Genomic DNA, 6549 nt, shown 5'->3' with positions numbered 1-6549 from the left:
ATGTAAGGAAAAATCCCCGAAAAGACCAAAAAAAGAAGACATCTCCCTCAAAAAAAGCGGGGTAGATGTCTTCGTTCATTTTGATCTTACCGCCGAAGAAAAAAACAGTAAGTTCTTCAGTGGCCTTTATCATTGCTAAGGGCTCTTTTCATGCCAATCTCCAGTCGTAGAATTATCGAACTTATCGAAGTTTTGTCACCATGCTTGAAAAGCTGAAAGCAGATTTCAAAGGCAAATACGATATTCAAACGATTCCGGTCGATTGGGGTAACCTGGAAAAAGTCGTCAAGACGGGTATCGCTTCCGGACAACCGGCAGATATTTATGCGTATTGGCCCAACAATTTGAAGACGATGATCGACTCCAAGATGGTAACTGATTTAACACCGTAATTGGATGCGAACGGAGGCGAATGGAGAAAGCAATTTACCTCCATGCTGGACACTGGCAAGTATGGTTCGCAAACTTATGGTGTTACGATCAGTGGTGTATTCCCACTCATTTACGCCAACCAGGATCTTCTGGATAAAGCTGGAGTTAAAATTCCGGACAACTGGAATTGGGAGCAATTTCTGGATACCTTGAAGCAAATCAAGGAGAAAACCGGTGTGTATCCGTTCGGTGCAGCTAACGATCAAGCTATTATTTTACCGCGGGAAGGTTTACAAAGCATTGGGGAAGCACAGAACAAGCTGGATGAATTATCAAAGCTGCAAATTCCAATCGCAGACCCTATGTTTACCAAGATGCTTGAAAACCTGAAAAAATTGGGTATTCGGATTTTATGGTGGAAAAGGGCTTATAAATCATTGTCATTTACTCACCCTACGCTCTTATCATCATTCAAATTCAGAGCCACCCAGATCCCAGGTATAATAATTGGCGTGTCCCTATTTAGGAGCCAGCTCGAACGGTTGCCCGGCCCGGCGCATCGGCGTCTCCGTCCCAAATGTTTTAACATACCGAGCGGAGTAGCTGGATACGATTAACGGCGTCCTGATCGGGCCTGGGGCTACCGCATTCACCCGGATTCCTTGACCCACCAATTGAAGCGACAGCGAACGGGTAAAGGAGACAATGGCTCCTTTGGTTGAAGAGTAATCTACCAGTAAAGGTGCCCCTGCATAGGCGGTCACAGATGCTGTACTGATGATGGAACTACCGGGCTTCAGATAGGGAAGCGCGGCTTTGGTCATGTAGAAGTGTCCAGCTGTCCCGCAGTAATGTTAAGAATACTCTCTTGGGGAAACTGTACGGCCTGATTCAACACCAAGACATCTATTTTGCCAAAATGGTCCATCGCCCTTCGCACCACTTCATAGGAAAACGACTCATTCCTCAAATCTTCGGCTATCGGCAGGCAGCGACGGCCGTAGCGGGCGACCATTTGCTGTGTAGCCTCCGCATCTTTATGCTCGTAAAGATAGGCGATCACGACATCCGCCCCCTCTTTGGCGAAGCCTATCGCACCGCACGGCCGATACCGCTATCGCCGCCGGTGATAACAGCAACCTTGCCCTGCAGCTTCCCGCTGCCCATGTACTCCGGATTGTTGGAGATAGGCGCAGGATCCATTAAATACTCTAAACCGGGCTGAATATCCTGGTGCTGCGGCGGAAAGGTAACGGGATTGCTCTCGCATTTGGTCTCATAACCATAATAAGGATACACCGGGTACATATTAATCCCTCCTTTTTTCGGTTAAACCGTTCGATTTGGGAACCGGTCGTTGATCGATAGTGAAGTTTATGAAAGAGGCCTATCCATTATGTTCGGTCGCTTAATAGAACAAGCTTTCTCAATTTGGAGTGCTCAGAATGTCGATGGTTCGACCAGCTCCCCACTAAGGGGGAACGATGGAAGAATGAAAAAAACACCCAACCCCCTGAGAGGGTTGGGTGCTGAGGTAAGCTTAAGCTTTACGTGATGTTTCCGAGTTTGACGGTGAAGATGCAGATGCGTTAGCTCTTGGGTCAAAGTGTTTATCGTTGGCATTAATTTTCATTCCGGCTGACATAGGATTCATCCTTTCGAGATTAAGTGATATTGCCCTTATTTTACCATAAGCTGAAGATGTTTCAATACATATCAATTGTGAATTTACATACAAAAACAAAAACGGGAGGTTTTCTTCAGAAATCTCATGTTATAATACCTATTAAACGATGGCTCTTATCACTGAATTCGTAAGCTCAAGACAGGAGCGTGGAAAAGTGGCGCTAACCCTTATAAAGTGCAATGAAGATCATGAATACGAGCAATTTATCCGATTTTTTCTCAAATACAGGGATCAAATGACTCCACCGTATCCGCTGACTTATACCTTGCAGCTGATATCCACCCAGGTGTCCAAAGGACACATCATCATGGGCTTGGACGAGGAGGGGGAACCGGGAGGGATCGTTACCTATTATTACGGTAACCCGGATAATGATTTTCAGGACCGTGAGAGTCTTCTGGTGGAGATTTTACTTATCAAAAAGGAATATCGCAAAACCACTGCTTTTTTTCAGGGTCTTGAATACCTGATAAACGGGGTTACGGAAGCAGATTGCTCTGTATCACAAGTGTTCTTCTATGCCCATGCGGATTCTGCCTATTTGCGCAGGCTCTATTCGAAGTTTGCCAATCCGGTTGCCAAACGAGAAGGGGAGTTTGGCGAGCTCGATGTCTATTCTACCTCCTTGGAGGCTCTTTCCGCTTTCATCCGATCTTTTCATCGACATTCATAGTGTTTTGGAGGGAAATGATGGCCTATCAATTTAATCCATGTAAGACTGACGCTGATTGGGAAGCCTATACACTGTATATTTTGGATCATAAGCTGGAAATCCATAGTGCCTTTTTAGCGAAACGTGTGATTCATTTCATCAAGGAGCAGGTCCTATACGGGAGCGCGGTCATTGTGAAGGATGCATCCGGACAAGTGATTGCCGCTTTGGGATTCGTGTATGGAACACCGGAGAAGGGATTTACCGACAAAGAAACGGTAAGACTGGAGATGGTGCATATCCTCCCGACTTACCGTAACACAAGGTTATTTTTACGCGGACTGATCTGGCTCAAAGAGTTTTTGAAGGAGCATGTCCCGGCAACCCAACAAATCCAATTTTATACCGAGTCCAGCCCGGCAGAACGTAAACAACTATTCGAAAAGATAGCGGATCTGATCAGTACGGAGCCGACTCGCTTTGGCGTGGAGCACGAATTTGTCGCTTCTTTAGACCGTTTAAACCGATGGAAGCTCGGTTAAGAGGACATTCGCTCCTGTAACGTCATCACCAGCATCTCGTATATTTGATGATGGTTGTAGGTAAGCTCGAGCAGTTGCTCACGCTGCAAGGACAGCAGTACACTGGGCATCTTAGCCGTAACGGTTGCCGTGCGCGGAATCCCGCGAAGCAGGGCAATCTCGCCAAAATGATCCCCATCCTGCAAAACCGCCACAGCTTTGCTGTTTGCCCCGGTTCCTTTGACCACTTCTACGGCACCGCGAGCGATCAAGTAAAACTTATCTCCTTCCTCGCCTTCACGGACTATGACCTGCCCCGCTTCATATTTTTCGCTAACAAACTGCTTGCTGATTATGGTTAACAGATCCGGGGCAATGGCTTCGAAAAAGGGAAATTGCGCCAGCCGGCTAGCCTCGACCTGAGCAAGAAACCCGTTTCCGGTAATGTGGATACCATGCTGCTTGTCCCATAGACGCTTATAGGCTCCTTCCTGCCGAAGCAGCTCCTCGTGGGTTCCGGCTTCCACAATAGCCCCTTCCTGAAAAACAAAGATCCGATCCGCTCGCTTGGCGGACGCAAGCCGATGGGTCACGCTGATGATGGTCTTCCTGCCTCGTAGTCCTTCAATCGTTTCGTTAATTTCCGCTTCTGTAGCCGGGTCCAGTGCAGAGCTCGCTTCATCGAACAGCAAATAATTCGGGTTCTTGGCCAGGGCCCGCGCAATCGCCAGTCGCTGCTTCTGCCCGCCCGATAAATTGCCTCCGCTCTGATCCAACTGCGTATCGTACTGCAAAGGCATGGCTTTAATCGTATCATGGATACGAGCCAAGCGCGCCGCTTCCACGATGGTATCCAGGCTAACAGGCCGCCCCAGGAACAGATTCTCCTTAATGCTCATTTGCAAAAACTGAGAATCCTGAAAAACCACCCCGAGCTGTTCATAAAGGGAACACTCGCTTACGTGGTTATGTAAATCTAAGTCGCCGAAGTAAATGGTTCCTCGCGAGGGCTTCAGGAAACGCAGCAGCAGCTGGAGTGCTGTGCTCTTGCCGGACCCGCTTGTACCTACGAAGACCGTATATCCACCTGCTGGAATGGACAAGGTTATTCCTTTTAACGTATCCTTATCCTCCGTGTAGCGGAAGTGAACGTCTTGGAAGCGAATTTCTTGAATAGCGGCAGGAAGCGGAAGTCTATTCTTGCTACCTTCGTCCGGGCCGCTTGAATCGAGCAGCTCTTTAATACGTGCTAAGGATACCTCCGCCTCGAACAGCCGAGGCCACAGCATAGATAGGGATAACAGCGACTGACCTACCTGCAGGAAGACCGTATTCATGGCAACGAACTCTCCGACTGTCAGATCCCCTTTAAAAATAAGGTAACCGCCGACACCCACCATGAGTGCGCTAAGTGTAAGCAGTGAAGCGGCCGGTATTCGCTCCAGGAAGGAAAAGAGCAGATTCATCCTGGTTCCGATTTGAAAGATGGATTGAATCCGCGGCTCCGCTCTTTGATTCATGAGGTCGGCGAGGTGGAAGCCCTTCACGAGCTTATGCCCTTTTACATTTTCGTCTACCAGATCAATAAATGTTTCTTGAGCTTGCTTGAAGCGTTCACTTGCTCTTTTTGAACGTTTCTCGAGCAGCATGGGCCCCGCGAATAAAATCACTGAGCAGAGAAGCAACAACAGGGTCAGCTTCCACTGCATTTGAAAAAGCAGAATCGTGCCGATCAGGGCCGATAGCAGCCCTTTAAAGAGTGCAGGAATTAAATAGGCGGTAATGCCTCCAATTGAGGGAATATCATTCGAAAATCGGCTTACAATCGTTCCGATTCCGTAGTGTTCTATCTTTTCTATAGGTATGCGGTGGAGCTTGCCGAATACCCTCCTTCTCAGTTGCAGGGCAACTCGTCCGCTAAGTCCAGCCATGGCGTAATCAGAGCCGAAGCCGGCTAGCAGTCCGATGATCCCTCCCGAGATCAATAGGATCAGGGTGTGAAAAAACACGCCGCTATCCTTGGGGATGAAAGCTTTATCGATTAGGTAGGTAAAGCTTAGGGGCCAGAGGGAGTTGTACGCTGTCTCCAGCCCTGCACACAGGAGAATAATGATGAGCAACCATTTGTGGGGACGCAGATAAGGGATAGATGCTTTAAGAAATTTCACGGCCAACTCAACTCCTTCTATATATAACCTGAGTCTATTATATAGACAAAGGCAGATGTTGGTAAAATATTTTCGGAATTAATGAGTTTACGTGAGATACCCTTTTCTCCGGTGTAAAGGATATGCCGATTAACTCCGCATCTTACGAGCTATTTGCCACATCTACCCGGTTGGTACACGAAGATCCGAATAGGGTGTTTCCCTTCTTCAAAGGAAGCGAGCATGATCCGGTTATAAACTACCGAGATGGAAGGGGTGTTGTCCTCTTTCCACATTCAACAATGTAATCAGCTCCGGGTGGTGATCGCGGATGACCTGTTGGCCTACCGGGATGAGCTGTTTGCAAGGGGCATGAAGATCTCAACGGTTAACAAGCATATGTCGATTGTCCATTGCAATGCTGGCCGCTGCTTTATGCCCACATGTAGGATTCGGTGATATTCTTTCGCCCCTCTTCGTTCATGACTTGAACAATGGCGAATATTGCGAGTATATAAAAATGATAATTCCACCAATTAATCCGAACTTTATCACATACTACTAAACATATGATTCCACCATTAAATCCGAATACTCAAAAAATTAAATGATAACGATTACTGGTATCCGGGTAAGGGCGCTTTGACGATTAAGCGTGACGAGGAGCAATCGGCTTTCTACCAAGGTAAAGTAGCAATGATTGGCGAAGCCTCCTCACTTGCGGCAACAGTAACAACCAATTCGAAATTTAAAGTCGTTGCTTTATCGGTTCCGACCATGGGCAACAAGCTGGCTTACACGGGCAGTGCGGACGGATTTATGATTCCGGCGAACGCAGCCAACAAAGAAGCAGCAGTCGAAATTATTAAAAAACTGACCAGCCAGGAATATATGCAAATTCATGCGGATGCGGGCTTCCTGGTTTCCAACGTGAATGTTAAGTATACAAATCCGATAGTTACTCAGATTGGTGCTTTGTATAAGCATGCGATTACCAACCCGCCGGGATTCACCTATGTGGACAGCAAGATCGATGAATATTTCAGGAACCAGCTTTTGCCTAAACTTTTCCTGAAGGGCTCCGATTTCAAAGAAATTATTAGTGATCTCGAAGCCTTACGTCAGGAAGCACTTAAAAAGAAGTGACAACATAGCTAAGTTTAGATAATG

General features: G+C 47.2%; 6 protein-coding genes and 1 pseudogene. 5 read left to right on the top strand and 2 right to left on the bottom strand.

What is annotated here, in order from left to right:
* The first annotated feature begins 200 nt into the window (after positions 1 to 200).
* Both LRL21_RS46555 and LRL21_RS42195 read left to right on the top strand, forming a co-directional pair.
* Complete coding sequence (locus LRL21_RS46555; protein ID WP_338044767.1) at positions 201 to 392, top strand: hypothetical protein; 192 nt, start codon at positions 201 to 203, stop codon at positions 390 to 392.
* A complete protein-coding gene (locus tag LRL21_RS42195; protein WP_338044766.1) occupies positions 393 to 989 on the top strand; it encodes an extracellular solute-binding protein in 597 nt (198 codons plus the stop codon). It begins immediately after the preceding gene.
* Here LRL21_RS42195 and LRL21_RS42190 read toward each other — a convergent pair.
* Positions 897 to 1680, bottom strand: a pseudogene (locus tag LRL21_RS42190) (SDR family oxidoreductase); the annotation flags it as partial. The gene LRL21_RS42195 and the pseudogene LRL21_RS42190 sit on opposite strands and share 93 nt — an antisense overlap.
* A 533-nt stretch (positions 1681 to 2213) precedes the next feature.
* Here LRL21_RS42190 and LRL21_RS42185 point away from each other — a divergent pair.
* A complete protein-coding gene (locus LRL21_RS42185) occupies positions 2214 to 2732 on the top strand; it encodes a hypothetical protein (protein WP_240421749.1) in 519 nt (172 codons plus the stop codon).
* Positions 2733 to 2746: 14 nt separating this feature from the next.
* The gene (locus tag LRL21_RS42180; protein ID WP_240421748.1) at positions 2747 to 3253 is read left to right on the top strand and encodes a hypothetical protein; all 507 of its coding nucleotides are present in this window, start codon (positions 2747 to 2749) and stop codon (positions 3251 to 3253) included.
* Here the strand turns inward: LRL21_RS42180 and LRL21_RS42175 are convergent.
* On the bottom strand, positions 3250 to 5400 hold the full coding sequence (locus LRL21_RS42175) for an ABC transporter transmembrane domain-containing protein (RefSeq protein ID WP_240421747.1): 2151 nt from the start codon (positions 5398 to 5400) through the stop codon (positions 3250 to 3252). The two genes, LRL21_RS42180 and LRL21_RS42175, sit on opposite strands and share 4 nt — an antisense overlap.
* A gap of 564 nt (positions 5401 to 5964) precedes the next feature.
* On the opposite strand from LRL21_RS42175, the gene LRL21_RS42170 reads away from it, so the two are divergent.
* Complete coding sequence (locus LRL21_RS42170; protein ID WP_338044768.1) at positions 5965 to 6525, top strand: extracellular solute-binding protein; 561 nt, start codon at positions 5965 to 5967, stop codon at positions 6523 to 6525.
* The last annotated feature ends 24 nt before the right edge of the window (positions 6526 to 6549 follow it).

Origin of the sequence: Paenibacillus periandrae (assembly GCF_022458865.1) — a bacterium.
GTDB classification, from domain to species: domain Bacteria; phylum Bacillota; class Bacilli; order Paenibacillales; family NBRC-103111; genus Paenibacillus_S; species Paenibacillus_S periandrae.
Note: the sequence above shows the minus strand (reverse complement) of the source record. Positions and strands in the feature narration are given on the sequence as shown.